This is a genomic window from Pseudomonas sp. CIP-10, assembly GCF_020911845.1.
Lineage (GTDB): Bacteria > Pseudomonadota > Gammaproteobacteria > Pseudomonadales > Pseudomonadaceae > Aquipseudomonas > Aquipseudomonas alloputida.
This window is the reverse complement of the sequence record NZ_CP087160.1, coordinates 3,445,994-3,465,128: the sequence shown is the minus strand read 5'-3', so window position 1 is coordinate 3,465,128 and position 19,135 is coordinate 3,445,994. Positions and strand designations below refer to the sequence as shown.

Sequence of the window (19,135 nt, the reverse complement as noted above, 5' to 3'; positions counted from 1 at the left end):
CTCCGGTTAGCGCGGGGCGCGGGCAAGGTGGGTGGCTGTTTCGTCCAATTGGCCATCGGCATCGAGGACCACGCCATATTCCAGGGCTGCGCCTTGTGGCGAGACCAGGCCGTTGCGCACGTCCTCCAGTACTGCTGCGACCCGACGGCGCAGTGGGTCGCCGTAGCCACCACCCCCTGGGTTGATGTTGATGATGCGTTCGCCGGGCTGCAGGGTGAGCATGGGGTTCTGCGTGTAGTGGTCTTCGCGGCCATCGGCATGGCGATGGATCAGCCGGCCCAGTTTGGGCTCGAGCAGGGCATTGCGAGCCCCGGCGGCACCAGCGGTGGGCAACTGGCGGCCCTCGCCGAAGCCGACCACGGTCATGGCGTGGTCCAGTGGCTCGATCTCCAGGCGGGTGCCCGAACCCCCGCGTAACTCACCGGCGCCACCACTGTCGGCCATCAGGCTGTAGCGGTGGATCAGCACCGGATACGCGTGTTCGAGCAGCTCGATGTCACCGCTCATCAGCGCCCCGAAGCAGCACAGCGGGCCGCAGGCGTGCCAGCCATCCATCACCTTGTTGGCACCGGCACCGGAAATGATCGAGGCCAGCACCATCGTCACGTACTCGCTATTGCCGTTGCGCGGGTCGCGGCCGGCAATGTTGATGCCGCTGGTATGCCCCCAGGAGGCCGTTACCCGCTGTGGCGAGGCCTGTTCCAGTGCCGTGCGCACGGCATCGGCGAGGGTTTCCATCGGCGTGGTGGTGCAATTGACGTGGGGCGCGGGTTCCTCGGCATTGCACAGCGTACCCCTGGGGCCGACATCGACCGTTACGCAGCGATACAGGCCTTCGTTGTAAGGCGGCGCCACCTGGGCGAACATCATCAGCCCCAGGTAAACCCCGGATACCGAGTTGCCCTCATAGGAATTGATGAAATACGGCACCTGCGGCGGGCTTTCGATGCGCACATGGGCCTGGTCGCCACGGATCTGCACATGGGCGGTGATGGCCAGTTCACCCAGGCCGTGGCCGGCATCTTCGAGCACGGCGGTGCCGCTGTAGTCACCATCCGGCACATCGCGCAACAGCGCCCGCATGTGTCGGTCGGCCATGTTCTTCAGTTCGGCGATGCAGGCACGCACCTGTGCCACGCCGTACTTGTCCAGCAGCTCCAGCAAGTGCCGCTCGCCGACCTTGCAGGCGCCATACTGGGCATTGAGGTCGCCTTCCTGATAGGGGCGGGCGCGCATGTTGGTGAGCATGAAGTTGATCACGTCCTCACGACGCTTGCCCTTTTCCCACAGCTTGACCGGTGGAATGCGCAGGCCCTCGGCATAGATCTCCTTGGCATCGGGGTTGTAGCCCGCCGGCACCGGGCCGCCGATGTCGGTCAGGTGGCCCTTGCAGACGGTCCAGAACACCAGCTCGCCCTGGTAATACACCGGTTTGTACATGCAGCAGTCGAGAATATGGCTGCCCTTGTAGGCGGGGTCGTTGTGGTAGATCACGTCGCCTTCGGCGATGTCGTCGCCGAAGAACTCGGCCACGCATTTCATGGCCGGTATCAGCGAGCCCAAGTGGATGGGAATGTCCTGGCCCTGCAGGATCATTTCCGGCAAGTGGTCGAACAGCGAGTTGGAATAGTCGTGTGCCAGGTTGAACACACTGGAGCGCCCGGTCTTTTCCAGGGTCAGGGTCATTTCGCGTTGCGCTGTCTCCAGCGCACCCCGGACAACCGCAAGGGTGATCGGATCTACTGTCTGCATAGGTCACCAACGTTTGTTCTTGTGCTTTTTGGGTGCGTGCCGCAGCGGGGCGGCGCGTGGTGACAGGCTAAGGGGCGGGGTGGGGGGAAGGCTTGTCGCTGGGTGTACCGGTTGTTGTGTCTGGGCGCACTTCAAGTTCGGGCAGGCGACACAACTATTGCCCCAACATCTGTCGCACCAGCCATTGCCCGGCCGGCCCCAAGGCACGCCGGCTCGACCAGGCCACATCCATATCCACCCGCCGGGGGTAACCCGCTATCTGCAACTCCACCAGCTCGTTGCCAAACCGTTTTACCAGCGCCCTGGGCAGCTCGGCCCAGCCAAACCCGCGCACGGCGAACTCCAGCAGGGTAAGGTAATCCGGTGCCGACCACGCTTGGCCACGGCCATGGTGCAGGCTGGGGGCATAGGTCTTGATATACAGCTGTCGTGCGTTCTCCAGATGCTGCGCCTTTACCTGCGCCAGGCTTGCCAGCGGATGCTCGCTGGCGACATACACGCCGAACTCTGCCTGCTCCGGCAAGCGCGCCACGGCCACGTCGGCGGGGTAGCCGGGCTGTGTGGCAAGGATGCCGACATGGGCCAGGCCCTGCTGGATCATCTCGATCACATCAGCGTCCTCCGCCGGGCCGCAGCGTAGCTCGGTATGGGGGTAGTGCTGGGCGAAACGAGTCATCACCGCCCCCTGGAACGTTACGCTGTAGCTGTCCGACATCACCACAGATACCAGCGCCTCGACATTTTGCGCCAGTCGCACTGCCAGCGCATCGAGCTGGGCGCTGGCATCGAGAATTGCTTCGACATGGCTCAGCACCTGCCTGCCCGCTTCATTGAGCGTGGGGTGGCGGCCATTGCGGTCAAACAGCGGGCAGCCGATATCGGCCTCGAAATTGGCGATAGCGATGCTGACAGTGGACTGGCTTTTGCGCAGCTTGCGCGCCGCCGCAGAAAATGAACCGAGTGAGGCGGCTTCGGTAAAGGCGACCAGAGCTTCGGGAGAGTAACGCATGGTATTGATAAAACCGATGGTAGCTATGTCGCGAGTATCAGTTCTATCAAAGAAAATGGGAAGCACGACTCCCGCAATGGATGGAATGTGCAATGAAAAACGTCTCTTTCACCGAACGCCTGGTCCACGCCGTTGGCTATGAAGTTTTTGCGGTACTGCTGTGTGCGCCGCTGCTGTCCTGGATCATGGGCAAGTCGTTGGCAACGGCGGGCGCGCTGGCGGTGACCCTGTCGGTGATCGCCATGCTGTGGAACATGGTCTACAACGCACTGGTCGATCGCTGGGTGCAAACCGAACGCATCAACTGGAAGGCCAGTACGCGTTTCGTGCACGGTCTTGGCTTCGAAGCCGGCCTGGTGGTGTGGTGCCTGCCGGTGGCGGCTTGGATGCTGGAGATTTCGCTGCTGCAGGCGTTCATGGTGGAGCTGGGCTTCTTCGTGATCATCCTGCCCTACACCGTGGTATACAACTGGGCGTTCGACAAAGCCCGGCACCTGCTGGTGCAGCGGCACCTGGCATGATTCTGCCACCTGGCGCGGTTCACTGATCGGAGGTGGACACAGGTCGGTGGTTGGGCACAGGCCGTCGTAGGAGCGGGTTCACCCGCGAAAGGGCCGGGCCTGCTGGCCAATCTCCACCCGCCGTTCACCGTCGCTGCCGCCACCGTATTCGCGGGTAAACCCGCTCCTACACCTGATCGGGGATTGGGGACAGGCCGCCGTAGGAGCGGGTTCACCCGCGAAAGGGCCGGGCCTGCTGGCCAATCTCCACCCGCCGTTCACCGTCGCAGCCACCACCGTATTCGCGGGTAAACCCGCTCCTACCACGGTGGTGGACACATGTGGGGGGGTGGGCGCAGCCGGTGCCATGCCCCGCGTCGCCTGCTTTGCGGGTACAACCGCTCAAGGTGACCGTATAAACCCATGAAAAACGGGGCATGCCATCGCTGGCATGCCCCGTTTTCATACAGCTGATGCGCCTCAGGCGACCTTGACGATCCAGCCTGCCGGTGCCTCTACATCGCCGCTCTGGATACCGGTCAGCTCGTTGTAGAGCTTCTGGGTAACCGGGCCGACCTTTTCCAGGTCGTGGAACACGTGCAGCTTGCCGTTGTACTCAATGCCGCCGATCGGGGTGATCACGGCTGCGGTACCGCAGGCACCGGCTTCGACGAAGCGGTCCAGCTTGCTGATCTCGACATCGCCTTCGATCACGGTCAGGCCCAGACGCGATTGCGCCAGTTCCATCAGCGAGAGGCGGGTGATGCCTGGCAGTACCGAGGCCGATTTCGGGGTGACGAACTCGTTGTTGGCGGTGATGCCGAAGAAGTTGGCCGAACCGACTTCCTCGATCTTGGTGTGGGTCAGCGGGTCGAGGTAGATGGCGTCGGCGAAGTTGGCCTTCTTCGCTTCAGCACCCGGCTGCAGGCTGGCAGCGTAGTTGCCACCGACCTTGGCCGCGCCGGTGCCCTGTGGGGCAGCACGGTCGAAGCTGGAAATCTGGAAGTTGTGCGGCTTCATGCCGCCCTTGAAGTACGAACCAACCGGGATGGCGAACACCGAGAAGATGAACTCGGGGGCGGTGCGCACGCCAATGTTGTCGCCGGTGCCGATCACGAACGGGCGCAGGTACAGGGCGCCTTTGCCGTGCGGTGGCACGAACTTTTCATTCGCCTTGACCACTTGCTTGCACGCTTCGATGAACACATCGGTCGGCACGTGCGGCATCAGCAGGCGTGCGCAGCTGCGCTGCATGCGGGCCGCGTTCTGGTCCGGGCGGAACAGGTTGATCGAGCCGTCCTTGCAACGGTAGGCCTTCAGGCCTTCGAAGCACTGCTGGCCGTAGTGCAGGGCCGTGGAGCCTTCACTGATGTGCAGTACGTTGTCTTCGGTCAGGGTGCCCTTGTCCCACTCGCCATTGCGCCATACGGACAGGTAGCGTTTGTCGGTCTTGATGTAGTCGAAACCCAGCTTGTCCCAATTAATGCTTTCGTTGCTCATGACACCCTCATTGTCTTGCAAGTGCCCGATCGCTCGGGCTGCTGTTATATGCGCACCATGCCACCTTAAACCATCCTTGGCGGATCGGGAACGGCCAGTCACGAATTGATAGGCTGCGATGCTTTTTTTTCGGTGTCTACAACAGCAAGTACTCATCCAGCGCCAGGTTTTCCAGCAATACCGCATCATGGGACGCCACTATCAGCGCCCCGCGAAACTGCCCAAGCATACCTTCCAGGGCTGTCAGCGATGGCAGGTCCAGGTGGTTGCCGGGTTCGTCCAGCAGCAACAGATCGAGCGGCCGTTCGCGGTACAGCACGGCGGCCAGCGCCGCCTTCATACGCTCGCCGCCGCTCAGCAGGCTACTGGGCAGTTCGATACGGGCTGCATCCAGGCCCAGTTGCGCCAGGCGGCTGCGCAATTTTCCCTGGTCCAGCGTCGGGTTGGCTTGGCGCAGGTGTTCGAGCACGCTGCGGTTGCCTGCCAGTGTGCTGCAGTGCTGGTCGAGTAGGGCGGTCTCGCCACTGAGGCGCACATTGTCGGGCGATGCTGGCAATTCCCCATTCAGCAGCCTGAGTAGGGTGGACTTGCCACTGCCATTGGCGCCGATCAGCCCTACGCGCTGGCCCAGGCACAAGCGCAGGTCAAGCGCTTTGCGGGTGCCATGGGGCAAGCAAAGTGTCTGCAAGGCCAAGACCTCTCGGCCCGGATGACGCTGAGGAGTGGGCGCGTGCAAGGTAATAGCGCTGTCTTGCTCCACCTCGCGGGCGGCGTCACGCACTTTGCCCAGTAGCGTTTGCCGAGCATCGCGATGGTCGCGGCGCTGCTTGCCAGCAGTGGCCTGGCTGCGCTCCTGCTTGCGGTCGACCAGGATTTTGGCCTGGTTGGCGTGCTTGGCTTGGCGCCCGGCCCGGGCTTGATGGCGCTCCAGGTCTTCGCGTTGGCGCTGCAGTTCACGGGCCTGGCGTTGCTGCTCCTGCTTCAGCCGGGCAAGTTGCTGCTGCGCCTGCGCCGTCTGGTTGGCTTTTTGCGCACTATAGAGGCTGTAGTTGCCACCGTAGGCCTGCAAGCCCAGGCTGGATAATTCGACAATGCGTGCCATGTGCGCCAGCAGGCTGCGGTCGTGGCTAATCACCAGCAAGCCACGGTCCCAGGCTTCGATCATGCTCAGCAGCTGGGCACGGGCGTTGTTGTCCAGGTGATTGCTTGGCTCATCGAGGATCAGGTAATCGGCATCGCTGAGCCACGCGCCAATCAGTGCCACGCGCATGGCTTGGCCACCGCTCAGGGTCCGTGCGGGCTGGCGCCAGTCGAGTTGACCCAGCCCGTGGCCCTCAAGCTGCAGCTGCAATTGCTCGCGGATATCCCAGCGCTCGCCAACGGTGTCGAAATCCTGGGGCTTGATGCTGCCTTGCTCTATGCGCTCCAGCGCCGCAATCACCGGCCCCACTTGGGCCAGGTCGGCCAGCGTGGCGCTGCGCGCGATGACTTGCTGGTCCAGCAAATGGACAGGCCCGAGGCGCCGACAATGGCCGCTGCTCGGTTCACGCCTGCCGGCAAGAATCTGCCCTAGCAGGCTTTTGCCCACGCCATTGCGCCCGACCAGGCCGGTGCGGCGTTGGTCGAAGGTTTCGTTGAGGTTGCTAAACAGCGGCCTGCCATCAGGCAAGGCCAAGGAGACGCTGTCCAGCGTCAGAATCGACGTGTTCGTCATGCACAACTCCACAAATGCCGCGACATCTCCGGAACGAACCGGAGGCTGAAGACTGGCCGTCGAACGGACGGCGGCATCAATGGCGCATTGGACGAACACCTCGTCATTTAGAGAATGCATAGCCTAACGGACCGTCTGGGGCCGGGTAAAGCACCGGCTGCCGGTTGGGGCTCAGCGCTGCGTCTGCAAGCGCTTGGCCCAGTCTCCGCCGTGGCCGTGCGCGCAGGCTTCTTCACTGTCGAATCGCACATGCCAGGCCGGATGGTCCAGCTCAATGCCGGCTTGCTCCAGCGCCAGAGCGGTAAGTGCCAGCATGCGCGCCTTCGCATCACCGACCACGGCCGCTGCCTTGTCGGCCTCTTGCTCGAATACCCAGGTAATACGCAGGCTGCTCGGAAAGTCCTCCGGGTTGAGGCGATGGGTTAGCCAACTGAAGCCGACAATCTCCGCCTTGGCGGTTTCGCAGGCATCGGTCAGGCATGCCACCAACTCCCGCTCCAGGCGGCCTATTTCGCGTTTGCCCAGTGCCTTCATGGGTTGGCCTCGTCATCGATCTGCTGGCAAAAGCGCAGGTGGTTGTCTAACGGGGCCTGCCCCTGCACCTGCAGACAATCCAGGTAGAAAGCCTTGGCCTTGTCGGCCGAGAACATGCGCAGTACCGGTAGGGCGGGGGCGAGGGGCATGGGGCGTCCTTGTCCGTTGAAAAGGTGCCACTGTAGCGCAGTTGCTCCTCTTATGGTCGACCAGCCGGCAGCAATGGTTGACCACCCGCCAGCCACTGCGTAGCCTTGCCCACTTCGAGGTTCTTCGGCCTGGCCGAAGCTAAGACGGGAACGCGGTACAAGCCGCGGCTGCCCCCGCAACTGTAAGCACCGACAACGGATCGACACAGCCACTGCGCCAGCGCGCGGGAAGGCGTCATCCCGCCAGCCCGGCGTTCGACTGAACGGGGACATGGAACGGTGCAAGCCAGGAGACCTGCCTCGTCACGTTTTCGACTTTCAACCGGGCGGGGTGATCCGGTGGCGAACAAGCCCGGCCGGCCTGGCCCGCGGCTGTCGTCCTGCATGCCCGCGCCACACTGCCAAGGGCAATGCGACATGAAAACACTGGCCAAGCTCCCCGTCACCATCGTTACCGGCTTCCTCGGATCGGGCAAGACCACCTTGCTGCGCCACATGCTCGACAATGCCCAGGGGCGCCGCATTGCGGTCATCGTCAACGAGTTCGGCGAACTGGGCATCGATGGCGAGATCCTCAAGCAGTGCAGCATCGGGTGCACCGAAGAAGAAGCCAGCGGCCGCGTCTACGAGCTGGCCAATGGCTGCCTGTGCTGCACCGTGCAGGAAGAATTCTTCCCGGTGATGCGCGAGCTGGTGGCCCGCCGTGGCGACCTCGACCACATCCTCATCGAAACCAGCGGCCTGGCCCTGCCCAAGCCATTGGTACAAGCGTTCCAGTGGCCGGAAATCCGCAACGCCTGCACCGTCGATGCGGTCATCACCGTGGTCGACAGCCCGGCCGTGGCCGCTGGCACCTTTGCTGCCTACCCGGACCAGGTCGATGCCCAGCGCAAGCTCGACCCTAACCTGGACCATGAATCGCCCCTGCATGAGCTGTTCGCTGACCAGTTGGCCAGCGCCGACCTGGTGGTGTTGAACAAGGCCGACCTGATCGACGCCGAAGGCCTGGCCAAGGTGCGTGCCGAGGTGGCCGAAGAACTGCCGCCGGCGGTGAAAGTGATCGAGGCCAGCAGCGGCAAGCTGCCACTGGAGGTGCTGCTGGGCGTGGGTGCCGAGTCCGAGGTGCATATCGATGGCCGCCGAACCCACCACGATTCGCACCACGACGGCGACGATCATGACGATCATGACCACGACGCTTTCGACTCCATCTCCATCGACCTGCCAGAAGCCGACGAAAGCCTGCTGCTCGATGCATTGACCCAGTTGGTGGTGGAGTTCGGTATCCTGCGCGCCAAAGGCTTCGCCGCCATCCCGGGCAAGCCGATGCGCCTGCTGGTACAAGGCGTGGGCACCCGTTTCGACAAGCACTTCGACCGCGCCTGGCGCGCCGATGAGCCGCGCATCACCCGCCTGGTGCTGATCGGCCAGGACCTCGATGCTGCCCAGCTGGAAGCGCGCCTGCGCCAGGCACTGGGCGCCTGACCCATGCACCTGCTGCGGACCCAACCCGGTGGTTTTGTACCGGATGACAGCATTGCCGACCTCGGCCAGACACCCGCCGAGCTGGTGATTCTCTGCAGCGGCGATTCACACCTGGCCTTGCTCGCCGACACCGCCGAGCAATTGCCCGAAGACTTTCCCAGCCTGCGCCTGGCCAACCCGATGCAGGTGCAGAACCATGCCTCGGTCGACCTGTATGTCGACCAGGTGCTGCGCCACGCCAAGGTCATCCTGGTGTCGCTGCACGGTGGCGTTGGTTACTGGCGCTATGGTGTCGAACAACTGGTCGAGCTCGCCGCCCGTGGCGTGCAGCTGATTCTGGTGCCGGGCGATGACCGCCCGGACCCGGAGCTGACCAGCCTGGGCAACGTCCGCGGTGAGCAGGCCGAGCGGCTTTGGCATTACCTGCGCCAGGGCGGCAAGGCCAACGCCATCAACCTGTTCAACTGCCTGGCCAGCCAATGGCTGGGCCGCGACTATGCCTGGGACGAGCCGCAGCCTTTGCCGCGCACGGCGGTCTATCACCCCGCCAAGGGCAGCGCGACACTCGAGGACTGGTACCCGCACTGGCACCCCGAGCAGCCAGTGGCGCCGCTGCTGTTCTACCGTTCGCACCTGCAAGCGGCCAATACCGCGTTCATCGACGTGTTCTGCCAGCGCCTGCAGGCTGCCGGCCTGAACCCGTTGCCGATCGCCGTGGCCAGCCTCAAGGAAAGCGCCTGTCTGGAACAGGTCGAAGCCTGGCTGGACGAGGTCGGCGCCGAAGTGCTGGTCAATACCACCGGTTTCGCCTTGTCCAGTCCCGAGCGCCCCAACCTGCGCCCGTTTCGCCGCGACATCCCGGTGCTTCAGGCAATCTGCGCGCAGGACAACCAGCCAGGCTGGGAAGCCAGCGAGCAGGGCCTGGGCGCGCGCGACCTGGCCATGCACATTGCATTGCCGGAGCTGGACGGGCGCATCATCACGCGCCCGGTCAGCTTCAAGGACATGGCCTGGCGCAGCGAGCGCAGCCAGTCCGACGTTGTCTGCTACCGCGCCCACCCCGAGCGCATGGACTTTGTCGCCGAGCTGGCCCGCCGCTGGGTCGAGCTGGCCCGCCTGCCCAATGCCCAGAAGCGCGTGGCATTGGTGCTGGCCAACTACCCGACCCGGGATGGCCGCATTGGTAATGGCGTCGGCCTGGACACGCCCGCTGCCGCACTCAACATCCTCAAGGCGCTGCAGGCCGAAGGCTATCCGCTGGCCGAGTTGCCGGGCAGCGGTACGCAACTGATCCACCAGCTGCTCGGTGGCGTGACCAACGACCTCGACCATCTCGACCAGCGTCCCTGTGCCCAGAGCCTGAGCCTGGCCGATTACCAGGTGGCCTTCGAGCGCCTGCCGCAGGACAACCGCCAGGCAGTACTGGAACGCTGGGGGCCACCCGAACAGGACCCGATGTTCCGCAGCGGCCGGCTGATGGTTGCCGGCCTGCGCTTTGGCTTGACCTTCGTCGGTATCCAGCCGGCGCGGGGCTACCAGGTCGACCCTAGCGCGGTGTATCACGACCCTGACCTGGTGCCACCGCATGGCTACCTGGCATTTCATTTCTGGCTGCGTCACGCATTTGCCGCCGATGCGGTGATCCACGTTGGCAAGCATGGCAACCTCGAATGGCTGCCGGGCAAAGGCGTCGGGCTGTCGGCGCAGTGCTGGCCGGACGCGCTGCTGGGTCCGCTGCCGAACATCTACCCGTTTATCGTCAATGACCCGGGCGAGGGTGCCCAGGCCAAGCGCCGCACCCAGGCGGTGATCATTGACCACCTGATGCCGCCGCTGACCCGTGCCGAAACCTATGGCCCGCTGCGCCACCTGGAACAACTGGCCGACGAGTTCTATGAAGCGCAGTTGCTCGACCCACGGCGTGCCCGCGAGTTGCAGCGTGACATCCTCGAGCTGGTCAAGGCCAACCACATCGACCGTGAGTTGCAACTGGAAGGGCAACTGGACGATGCGGCGCTCTGGCTGCCGCGCCTGGATACCTACCTGTGCGACCTGAAGGAGTCGCAGATTCGCGATGGCCTGCACGTGTTTGGTCAGTCACCTGAAGGGCGGCTACGCCTGGATACGCTGCTGGCGTTGTTGCGGGTCGAACGTGGCGACGGCCGTGGCGGTAATGCCAGCCTGCTGCGGGCTTTGGCCAAAGCACTGATACCGGGCTGGGACCCGCTCGATTGCGACCTTGGGCAGCCGTGGCAGGGCATACGCCCTGAACAGCTGCAGGCCATGAGCAATGAACCTTGGCGCACCTGTGGCGACACCCGCGAGCGCCTTGAGCTGCTGGCACTTCAGGTGATCGGGCAGGCACTGGAGGGCACGGCACAGTTACCCGACCTGAGTGAGTGGCAACCGGTGCACGCTGTAGTGCAAGCCCTGCGTGAAGCGGTCGCACCCAGCCTGGACGCCTGCGGCACGGCTGAAATGCATGGCCTGCTGGCGGCACTGGCCGGGCGCTTCGTGCCCGCCGGCCCCAGTGGTGCGCCTAGCCGAGGGCGCCTCGATGTGCTGCCCACTGGCCGCAACTTCTATACCGTGGATGTGCGCAACCTGCCCACCACCACAGCCTGGCGCCTGGGCTTCGCCTCGGCCAGCCTGATCCTCGAGCGCCATCTGCAGGACCACGGCGATCACTTGCGTCAGCTCGGCCTGTCGGTGTGGGGCACGGCGACCATGCGCACCGGCGGCGACGACATTGCGCAGGCCATGGCGCTGATGGGCGTGCGGCCTGTCTGGGCCACCGGCAGCCAGCGCGTCGACGACTTCGAAATCTTGCCGTTGAGCCTGCTCGACCGCCCCCGGGTGGATGTGACCTTGCGCGTTTCCGGCTTCTTCCGCGATGCCTTCGGTAACCTGATCCGCCTGTTCGACGCCGCCGTGCAGGCCGTGGCCGCGCTGGACGAGCCGGACGACCTCAACCCCCTGGCTGCCCGTGTGCGCAGCGAGCGGGCCGCGCTGCAGGCTCAAGGCGTGGATGCCGAGCAGGCTGCACGTCAGGCTGGCTGGCGGGTGTTCGGTGCCAAACCCGGCGCTTACGGTGCCGGGGTGCAGAACGCCATCGACGGGCGCTTGTGGCACAGCCGCGACGACCTGGCAGAGGTCTACCTCAACCACGGTGGCTATGCGTACGGCGGCAGCGACGACGGCACCCCGGCCCGCGCCCAGTTCGCCCAGCGCCTGGCCAAGGTGCAGGCGGTGCTGCAGAACCAGGACAACCACGAGCACGACCTGCTCGATTCCAACGATTACTACCAGTTCCAGGGCGGCATGCTGGCGGCCTCGGAAACCCTGTCCGGGGCGGTGGTGGCCAGCTACCATGGCGACCACAGCCAGGCCGACCGACCGCGCATCCGTACCCTCAAGGAAGAGCTGAACCGGGTGATCCGCGCGCGTGCGCTCAATCCCAAGTGGATCGACGGGGTCAAGCGTCACGGCTACAAGGGTGCCTTCGAGCTGGCCGCGACAGTCGACAACCTGTTCGCCTTCGACGCCACCACGCACCTGATCGACGACCATCATTACCAGGGACTGGCCGATGCCTATGTGCTCGACCCGGCGACCCGCGATTTCATGCGCGAGCACAACCCCGAGGCCCTGCGCGACCTCACCGAGCGCCTGCTGGAGGCCCAGCAGCGCGGCTTGTGGCAGGCGCCGGGCGACTACCGCGAAGCCCTTGAGGACCAACTGCTCGATGGCGAGGAACAGGCTTGAAATGAGTGAACCCGTACAATTTCCGCTGGCGGCCGTGGTCGGTGCAGACGACCTCAAGCTGGCGCTGTGCCTGACCGCTATCGACCCCAGGATCGGTGGTGTGTTGATCGAAGGGCCGCGTGGCATGGCCAAGAGCACCCTGGCCCGTGGCCTGGCTGACCTGCTTGGCGAAGGCCCGTTCGTCACCTTGCCATTGGGCGCCAGTGAAGAGCGGCTGGTCGGCACCCTCGACCTGGATGCCGCGCTGGGGCAGGGCAAGGCGCAGTTTTCCCCGGGCGTGCTGGCCCAGGCCGACGGCGGTGTGCTGTATGTCGATGAGGTCAACCTGCTGCCCGACACCTTGGTCGATCTGTTGCTTGACGTGGCTGCCAGCGGCACAAACCGCATCGAGCGTGACGGTATCTCGCATCGGCACAGCGCCCGCTTCGTACTGATCGGCACCATGAACCCGGAAGAGGGCGAACTGCGCCCGCAGTTGCTCGACCGTTTCGGCTTGAACGTGGCGCTGGAGGGCTTGCCGGAGCCCGAGGCCCGGCAGCAGATCATTCGCCGCCGTCTGGCCTTCGACAGTGACCCTCAGGCGTTCTGCGCACACTGGGCCCAGGCCCAGGCGCAACTGCGCGAGCGCTGCCACGCGGCGCGCCAGGCCTTGGCCGACATTGCCCTGGATGACCAGGCGCTTGCCTGGATTACCGAGCGCTGCTACGCCGCCGGCGTGGACGGCCTGCGCGCCGACCTGGTGTGGCTGCGCGCTGCGCGCGCCCACTGTGCCTGGCGTGGGGCTGCAGCTATCGAAGAAGTGGATGTCGAGGCGGTGGCCGAATTCGCCCTGCGCCATCGCCGCCGTATGACGCCCCAGGCCAGCCCGCCGTCGGCGCCACAGCCGCCTGACCAGCAGCCCGGCGCCGGCAACCCGGGCGAACAGGGTGGGCAGGGCGACTGGGGGGCATTACCGGCACAGCCGGTAGCCAGCGGCGCCCGCCGCGAGGTGCCGAACTGGGCAAAAAAGCCCTGAGCATCCCCCAGCCACCAGCCAACGGGGCGGATGCCAGAACGGGCATAGGCAAGCAGAACGGTACCCGCCGTGGCCTCGTGCGAAATGCGGCGGCCGGCCGGGTAGCCTGGCTGCCGACCTTGCTCAAAGGGCGGCCACGCCAGCGACAGGACCTGTGCTGGCAGCAGCGCCAAGGCAGGCCGGCAGAATTGTGGCTGGTGATCGTCGATGCCTCGGCTTCAACCCGGCGCCATCAGGCGCTGGCACAGACCAAAGGGCTGCTGGCGGCATTGTTCGACCAGGCCTACCGCCAGCGCGCCCGCCTGGCCCTGCTGACTGCCAGCGGGCGCACACCACAGTGGCAGCGCCACGGGCTGAAGGCATCCGCTGCCTTGCAACCCTGGCTGCAGGCCTTGGGAGCAGGTGGGGGCACGCCGCTGATCGCCGCCCTGGAACAGGCGCGGCACTGGCTGCAGGCGCGGCAGCGAGCCCACCCGCAAGAGGCCTTGCGTTGCCTGGTGTTCACCGACGGTCGCCTGCAGCACAGCAATACCGTGCAGCCGATGCCTTGCGCCACGTTGTTGGTCGATATGGAACTGGCGCCCGTGCGCCTGGGACGCGCGCAGCGTCTGGCAGAACAATTGCAGGCTGATTACCAGCACTTGCAACAATTCAAGGTGATGGATTGAACTGGCAGGTTGCGACACGTTGTCGCAATTGGGAAAGTTGCCACAACAGCAACAGAGAAGTTGTACAAGTGCGTGACCATGCACGCACTTGTTGTGCTGGCCAATATTACTTCGGCATCGACCACGGTTGCAGGTCGTAGCCCTTTTCACACAATTCGGCGCGCACTTCTTCGATCAGGCTGGCCCACTGGGCCGGGTCGGAGTAGATGCGCGACGACACTTGCTTGGCGCCGATGCGGGTGCTGGTCCGGTCGATCACTGCCAGGCTCAGTTCACCAGTACCGTTGGGTGCATCCCAGGCTACGCACTGGAAAGGTTCGAAGGCGTGGTCGGCAATCAGCAGTGCTTCGTTGACACGGAGCGGGGCATTCATGGTTCGGTCTCTCTATGGTCCCAAACATCGAAGTGAAGTCCGCGTTGCTTCAAAGTCGCCTCATTGATCGCGAAGTGCAGCGCGGGGTTATGTCTACTGATGCTCGTTGTTCATGGGTAAGTCACACATTGGCTGTAAATTTTTTTTCAGGGTCGACGCTGTTCTTGCCTGCGCCGCCATGTGATGTCGATAAAGTGCGAAAATTCCCGTGGCGGTTTGTAAAAAAATGATTCGGCAGACAGACGGTACTGGGAACCGTCAACTTCGTTGCTACTGTTAAACGGGCGCCACAACTTGCTGTTTTACTTCAAAAAACCAAAAACTGGCGCCAAGGATCGGTCATGCAGCAGCCTGCCGCTCAACGCCGTTTACTTATCGTCGACCCCTGCGACGATTGCCACCGCTTGTTACCTGGCCTGCGCAACGCAGGCTGGGATGTGGACAGCTGTATGCTCGGGGCTGCGCTGGACCACACGTGCGATGTCGGGCTATTGCGCTTGCAGGCTTCGCACCTGAGGCACCCGGACGCGGTCAAGGACATGATCAAGCGCAGCAACACCGAATGGATTGCCGTGCTCAGCGCCGATCAGTTGCGCATGCCGGCGTTCGGTGATTTTGTGTGTGAGTGGTTTTTCGACTTCCATACCCTGCCGTTCGACGTCTCCCGCGTGCAGGTAACCCTGGGCCGGGCCTTCGGCATGGCGCGCTTGCGCGGCAAGGGGGCCATCAAGGTCGATGAGGCAACCCATGAGTTGCTCGGCGAAAGCCGGCCTATCCGCGAGTTGCGTAAGTTGCTGGGTAAACTGGCACCCACCGAATCGCCTGTGCTGATCCGCGGAGAAAGCGGCACTGGCAAAGAGTTGGTGGCGCGCACCTTGCACCGCCAGTCGCAACGCAGCGAGCAGCCGTTCATCGCGATCAACTGCGGGGCGATCCCCGAGCACTTGATCCAGTCCGAACTGTTCGGCCATGAGAAGGGCGCCTTTACCGGTGCCCACCAGCGCAAGACCGGGCGTATCGAAGCGGCCGATGGCGGCACATTGTTTCTTGATGAAATCGGCGACCTGCCGTTGGAACTGCAGGCCAACTTGCTGCGTTTTTTGCAAGAGAAGCACATCGAGCGCGTGGGTGGCAGCCAGCCCATACCGGTGGATGTACGGGTGCTGGCGGCCACCCACGTGGACCTTGAGCGGGCCATCGAGCAAGGGCGTTTCCGCGAAGACCTGTATTACCGCCTGAACGTCTTGCAGGTGGTGACCGCGCCGTTGCGCGACCGGCATGGTGACCTGTCGATGCTGGCCAACCATTTTGCCCATTTCTACAGTGTGGAGACCGGGCGTCGGCCACGGTCGTTCAGCGACCATGCCCTGGCGGCGATGGGGCGGCATGACTGGCCGGGCAATGTGCGCGAACTGGCCAACCGCGTGCGCCGCGGGTTGGTGCTGGCCGAAGGGCGGCAGATCGAGGCGCAGGACTTGGGGTTGCAACTGCTCGACCCGGAACAACAGCCGCTGGGCACGCTGGAAGAATACAAGCAGCGCGCCGAGCGCCAGGCGCTGTGCGATGTGCTCAACCGGCACAGCGACAACCTGAGCGTGGCGGCCAAGGTGCTGGGCATTTCACGGCCGACGTTCTATCGGTTGTTGCACAAGCACCAGATACGCTGAGCGCTGCTGAGGTACGCTTGCGCTGTTCTTTGAAGCCGCTCTTACACAAGCCCGTGTAGGAGCGGGTTCACCCGCGAAAGGGCCGGGCCTGCTGGCCAATTTCCACCCGCCGTTCACCGTTGTCGCGGCTACCGTATTCGCGGCTAAAGCCGCTCCTACCGGGGAACCACAATCCTGCGTAGGAGCGGGTTTACCCGCGAAAGGGCCGGGCCTGCTGGCCAATTTCCACCCGCCGTTCACCATTGTCGCGGCTACCGTATTCGCGGGTAAACCCGCTCCTACCGGGGAACCACAAGCCTGCGTAGGAGCGGGTTCACCCGCGAAAGGGCCGGGCCTGCTGGCCAATGTCCACCTGCCGTTCACCGTTGTCGCGGCTACCGTATTCGCGGGTAAACCCGCTCCTACAGGGGAAGCACAAGCCTGCGTAGGAGCGGGTTCACCCGCGAAAGGGCCGGGCCTGCTGGCCAATTTCCACCTGCCGTTCACCGTTGTCGCGGCTACCGTATTCCCGGGTAAACCCGCTCCTACAGGGGAAGCACAAGCCTGTGTAGGAGCGGGTTTACCCGCGAAAGGGCCGGGCCTGCTGGCCAATTTCCACCTGCCGTTCACCGTTGTCGCGGCTACCGTATTCGCGGCTAAAGCCGCTCCTACCGGGGAACCACAAGCCCATGTAGGAGCGGGTTTACCCGCGAAAGGGCCGGGCCTGCTGGCCAATGTCCACCGGCCGTTCACCGTTGTCGCGGCTACCGTATTCGCGGGTAAACCCGCTCCTACACCGGGGGTGGACACGCATCGGTTTAGCCGCGAAGAGGCCCTGCCCCGCGAACTCAGTGCGGTCCGCGCGGGATGGTCTTGAGCAAGTCTTCGGGGCTGATATGCCCCACCACCTGGGCCACCGCGCTGCCCGGGGTCGGCAGGTCGATGATGTGGCTCTTCATCTTGCCGATCACATGCATCTCGCACGGCTTGCAGTCGAACTTCAGGGTCAGCACTTCGTCACCCTGAATCAGCTGCATCGGTGCCACCTTGGTACGCACGCCGGTCACGCCCTTGGCCTGCTTGGGGCACAGGTTGAAGGAGAAGCGCAGGCAGTGCTTGGTGATCATCACCGGCACTTCGCCGTGTTCTTCATGCGCTTCATAGGCCGCATCGATCAGTTGCACACCGTGGCGGTGGTAGAAGTCGCGGGCCTTCTGGTTGTATACGTTGGCCAGGAACGACAGATGCGACTCGGGGTACACCGGCGGTGGCGTAGTCTCGGCCTTGCGCCCGCCACGCGGATGCGCCTGCACGCGTGCTGCAGTCAGTGCCTCGATGGCCTCGCGGCGCAGGGCCTTGAGCTGCGAGTTGGGAATGAAGTACGCCTGCGGGGCATCCAGTTCGATGCGGTCGGCGTGGTACAGGGTGGTGCCCAACTGGCCGAGCAGGTCGTGCAACTGCTCCAGTGCCTGCTGCGGCTTGTTGGCTACGCCGAATGGGCCGTCCAGGGCCACCTGCACGCTCACGCCTTCTTCACTGCTGAGGGTAAGCATCAGGCGCTGCTCGCGCAGGACGGCGTGCCACTCCACGCCGACCCGGCGTTCGGAGGAAGTGCGTTGCAGGGCCTGTTGCCAGTTGTGGTCGAGGTTGCGCGACAGCGGGTGGTTGGGCCGCAGCTTGTGCAGGCCTTCGGGCATTTCGTTGGGCTCGACGCGATAGCGGTAGCGCTTCTGGCCGTCTTCTTCGAATTCGCCACGCGGTTCGGCGATGTTGGCGCGGAAGCCCACCACTTCGCGCTTGACCAGCACATTGAGGCCGTCGCCGTTGGTCAACGGTACGTCGGTGACCACTTGCATGTCACGCTTGCCGACCTTTTCCACTACGCCCACCGGCAGGCCGGTGAAGGTTGGCGAGTCGAAGGCGCCGATATCGACCTTGCGGTCGGTCACGAAGTAGTCGGTGCTGCCGCGGTGGAAGGTTTTATCCGGGTCGGGCAGGAAGAAGTGTTCGGTACGGCCGCTGGACGCGCGGGCGTACTGAGGGCGGTCTTCAAGGATGGCATCGAGCTCTTTGCGGTAATGGGCGGTGATGTTCTTCACATAGCCCATGTCCTTGTAGCGGCCCTCGATCTTGAACGAGCGCACGCCGGCATCGACCAGGTCAGCCAGGTTGGCGGTCTGGTTGTTGTCCTTCATCGACAGCAGGTGTTTCTCGAACGCAACCACGCGGCCCTGGTCATCTTTCAGCGTGTAGGGCAGGCGGCAGGCTTGCGAGCAATCACCACGGTTGGCGCTGCGGCCGGTCTGCGCATGGGAAATGTTGCATTGGCCAGAGAACGCCACGCACAGCGCGCCGTGGATGAAGAACTCGATGGCGGCATCGGTTTCGGCGGCGATGGCGCGGATTTGCTGCAGGTTCAGCTCCCGCGCCAGTACCAGTTGCGAGAAGCCAGCCTGGTCGAGGAACTTGGCCCGTTCCAGGGTGCGGATGTCGGTCTGGGTGCTGGCATGCAGCTCGATCGGCGGGATGTCCAGCTCCATCACCCCAAGGTCCTGCACGATCAGCGCGTCAACGCCGGCATCGTACAGCTGGTGAATCAGCTTGCGCGCCGGTTCCAGCTCGTTGTCGTGCAGGATGGTGTTGATGGTGGTGAACACGCGTGCATGGTAGCGATGGGCGAACTCGACCAGCTCGGCGATATCGCTGACTTCGTTGCAGGCGTTATGGCGCGCGCCGAAGCTCGGGCCGCCGATATAGATGGCGTCAGCGCCGTGCAGGATCGCTTCACGGGCGATGGCCACGTCACGGGCAGGGCTGAGCAGTTCCAGGTGATTCTTTGGAAGGGACATGTCGTTATATTTTCGGGCTGTCACGGTTTAGGCGGGCATTGTAGCGGTGAAACGGGCTGGCGGCATCATTGGGGTGCCGAGAGGTGCGGGATTGGCTGCGGGTACGCGCAACTGTGGGAGCGGCCTTGCGTCGCGAAAGGGCCGCAGAGCGGCCCCGGCGATCTTGCAGTCAGTCA

14 protein-coding genes and 1 riboswitch are annotated in these 19,135 nt (G+C 64.1%); of the genes, 6 read left to right on the top strand and 8 right to left on the bottom strand.

The window, feature by feature from the left end; all coding sequences use genetic code 11:
* Positions 1 to 6: 6 nt before the first annotated feature.
* Together capB and LMH93_RS15740 are read right to left on the bottom strand one after the other, a co-directional pair.
* The gene (capB, locus tag LMH93_RS15745; protein WP_054889562.1) at positions 7 to 1,752 is read right to left on the bottom strand and encodes a caprolactamase subunit beta; all 1,746 of its coding nucleotides are present in this window, start codon (positions 1,750 to 1,752) and stop codon (positions 7 to 9) included.
* 154 nt (positions 1,753 to 1,906) lie between these two features.
* Complete coding sequence (locus tag LMH93_RS15740) at positions 1,907 to 2,761, bottom strand: LysR family transcriptional regulator (RefSeq protein WP_003247901.1); 855 nt, start codon at positions 2,759 to 2,761, stop codon at positions 1,907 to 1,909.
* Positions 2,762 to 2,853: 92 nt separating this feature from the next.
* Between LMH93_RS15740 and LMH93_RS15735 the strand changes: the two genes are divergently transcribed.
* Entirely contained in the window at positions 2,854 to 3,282 is a 429-nt protein-coding gene (locus LMH93_RS15735) for a multidrug/biocide efflux PACE transporter (protein WP_004577017.1), read from the top strand.
* A 459-nt stretch (positions 3,283 to 3,741) separates the two neighbouring features.
* On the opposite strand, the gene LMH93_RS15730 is transcribed toward LMH93_RS15735, so the two are convergent.
* The 4 genes from LMH93_RS15730 to LMH93_RS15715 form a co-directional block, all read right to left on the bottom strand.
* On the bottom strand, positions 3,742 to 4,761 hold the full coding sequence (locus LMH93_RS15730; RefSeq protein ID WP_003247906.1) for a branched-chain amino acid aminotransferase: 1,020 nt from the start codon (positions 4,759 to 4,761) through the stop codon (positions 3,742 to 3,744).
* Positions 4,762 to 4,897: 136 nt separating this feature from the next.
* On the bottom strand, positions 4,898 to 6,475 hold the full coding sequence (locus LMH93_RS15725; RefSeq protein ID WP_185280258.1) for an ATP-binding cassette domain-containing protein: 1,578 nt from the start codon (positions 6,473 to 6,475) through the stop codon (positions 4,898 to 4,900).
* 171 nt (positions 6,476 to 6,646) lie between these two features.
* Entirely contained in the window at positions 6,647 to 7,009 is a 363-nt protein-coding gene (locus LMH93_RS15720) for a hypothetical protein (RefSeq protein ID WP_014753366.1), read from the bottom strand.
* Positions 7,006 to 7,158 carry a hypothetical protein gene (locus LMH93_RS15715; RefSeq protein ID WP_004577132.1) on the bottom strand — a complete coding sequence of 51 codons (153 nt, stop codon included), beginning with the start codon at positions 7,156 to 7,158 and terminating at the stop codon, positions 7,006 to 7,008. Before LMH93_RS15715 ends, LMH93_RS15720 begins: the two co-directional genes overlap by 4 nt.
* Before the next feature lie 100 nt (positions 7,159 to 7,258).
* A riboswitch (cobalamin riboswitch) is annotated at positions 7,259 to 7,475 on the top strand.
* Positions 7,476 to 7,575: 100 nt separating this feature from the next.
* On the opposite strand from LMH93_RS15715, the gene cobW reads away from it, so the two are divergent.
* The 4 genes from cobW (at position 7,576) to LMH93_RS15695 (ending at position 14,091) form a co-directional block, all read left to right on the top strand.
* Entirely contained in the window at positions 7,576 to 8,643 is a 1,068-nt protein-coding gene (gene cobW / locus LMH93_RS15710) for a cobalamin biosynthesis protein CobW (RefSeq protein ID WP_279913718.1), read from the top strand.
* Between the two features lie 3 nt (positions 8,644 to 8,646).
* A complete protein-coding gene (gene cobN, locus LMH93_RS15705; RefSeq protein ID WP_230064348.1) occupies positions 8,647 to 12,408 on the top strand; it encodes a cobaltochelatase subunit CobN in 3,762 nt (1,253 codons plus the stop codon).
* 1 nt (position 12,409) lies between these two features.
* Complete coding sequence (locus LMH93_RS15700; RefSeq protein ID WP_004577135.1) at positions 12,410 to 13,423, top strand: ATP-binding protein; 1,014 nt, start codon at positions 12,410 to 12,412, stop codon at positions 13,421 to 13,423.
* A 77-nt stretch (positions 13,424 to 13,500) separates the two neighbouring features.
* Positions 13,501 to 14,091 (top strand): vWA domain-containing protein, encoded by a 591-nt coding sequence (locus LMH93_RS15695; protein ID WP_108190406.1) that lies wholly within the window; start codon positions 13,501 to 13,503, stop codon positions 14,089 to 14,091.
* A 106-nt stretch (positions 14,092 to 14,197) separates the two neighbouring features.
* Here LMH93_RS15695 and LMH93_RS15690 read toward each other — a convergent pair whose 3' ends face one another.
* Entirely contained in the window at positions 14,198 to 14,464 is a 267-nt protein-coding gene (locus LMH93_RS15690) for a hypothetical protein (protein ID WP_003247923.1), read from the bottom strand.
* A 341-nt stretch (positions 14,465 to 14,805) separates the two neighbouring features.
* Between LMH93_RS15690 and LMH93_RS15685 the strand changes: the two genes are divergently transcribed.
* Positions 14,806 to 16,131 carry a sigma-54 dependent transcriptional regulator gene (locus LMH93_RS15685; protein ID WP_003247925.1) on the top strand — a complete coding sequence of 442 codons (1,326 nt, stop codon included), beginning with the start codon at positions 14,806 to 14,808 and terminating at the stop codon, positions 16,129 to 16,131.
* 827 nt (positions 16,132 to 16,958) lie between these two features.
* Here LMH93_RS15685 and LMH93_RS15680 read toward each other — a convergent pair.
* Complete coding sequence (locus LMH93_RS15680; RefSeq protein ID WP_003247926.1) at positions 16,959 to 18,959, bottom strand: peptidase U32 family protein; 2,001 nt, start codon at positions 18,957 to 18,959, stop codon at positions 16,959 to 16,961.
* Positions 18,960 to 19,135 lie beyond the last annotated feature (176 nt).